Consider the following 1,203-nt stretch of genomic DNA (forward strand, 5'->3'; position numbering starts at 1 on the left):
GAAAGCCTGGTTGTTCGCCGGGTCCGATCGTGGCGGAGAGCGCGCCGCCGCCATGTATTCCCTGATCGTCACCGCGCGTCTGAACGATGTCGATCCCCACGCATGGCTCGCCGATGTCCTGGCACGGATCAATGACATCCCCAATCCACGCCTCCATGAACTCCTGCCCTGGCACTGGAAAGCCCACCAGCAGGTCCACAATACCATCGCCGCCTGAATACGCCCGCGTCTCTCGCCGGATGATTACGTCGATCAGGTCTATCAGCGCGATATTGTCATGTTGCCAAACGCCGCCTTGGGCTAGCTTTACGGGCACCGCTCGACCATCTTTCGTAAGAAGAGATATTTCATGAATGTAGAAGCGCAGGTCGTTGACGCGAACAGTATTATCGTGCGTGCCGACATGATCTAGCGTTCGTACGCAATTGACCGTCCGATCTCCATAGATCGCTTGGAAATTAAGTTGCCCCTGTCTGGGAGCGGCACGAGATTCGACTGCAAAGAATGACATCGCTACAACCCATGTACTACAAAGAATTAGCGATTTTTTCTTATTAATTACGGACATACTGACACTCCTTCTGGCTAACAAATCGACGTTGAGTGTTTATTCAGGGATTGGCTTCCATCCAGGAAATTCCTCTATTTCCCAAGACAAAGAAAGAAAGTATCCGAAGTCATATCCTTGAAGTTCGATGGTCTCAGAAAGATCCAGTTTCTCCACCACGCGCACTGTATCAACCGATCGGGTTTTCCATCCAGCGATCCAGGTTTTTGAAGATTTGTCCCCGATTATGATTCCCTTTGCTTGTGATCTGTCCGAAACAGTCCATAGAGCTGCGGCAATCGAGCGTACTTCGTCAGCGAACGCGCGAGTTGCGTATTTCTGAAGCAAAGGGTCTGACAAGAACCATCTCAATATCCATATATGGAGAGACCAACCAAAGGTGACGCCACATGAATCCGCCCAGCTCATAAATGGTATAAAAATACCACCAGAGACTGAGCTATTTATATCAGTAAGATACTGGGAGGGATCAAAAATGGCGTGCCAATATGCGCGATAACACACATCGAGACGATTAAACTCCCGTGACTTCTGATCTAAGAGTATCCGTTGTGGTCAAGCGGCTTTTGGCGTCCAAAGCCGATCTTTGTGAAGCAGGGCGTTTGCGAGGACAACGAGCTTTCGCATGATTGCGG

1 protein-coding gene and 1 pseudogene are annotated in these 1,203 nt (G+C 50.0%); one reads left to right on the plus strand and one right to left on the minus strand.

Going from position 1 to position 1,203, the window contains the following annotated elements:
- The coding region (locus CFR80_RS18245) for a transposase domain-containing protein (protein WP_146221620.1) at positions 1–217 on the plus strand (217 nt) is incomplete at its 5' end.
- 93 nt (positions 218–310) lie between these two features.
- On the opposite strand, the pseudogene CFR80_RS20120 reads toward CFR80_RS18245, so the two are convergent.
- Positions 311–568: pseudogene (locus CFR80_RS20120) on the minus strand (hypothetical protein); the annotation flags it as partial.
- Positions 569–1,203 lie beyond the last annotated feature (635 nt).

Origin of the sequence: Komagataeibacter oboediens (genome assembly GCF_003207815.1) — a bacterium.
Classification (GTDB): Bacteria; Pseudomonadota; Alphaproteobacteria; order Acetobacterales; family Acetobacteraceae; genus Komagataeibacter; species Komagataeibacter oboediens.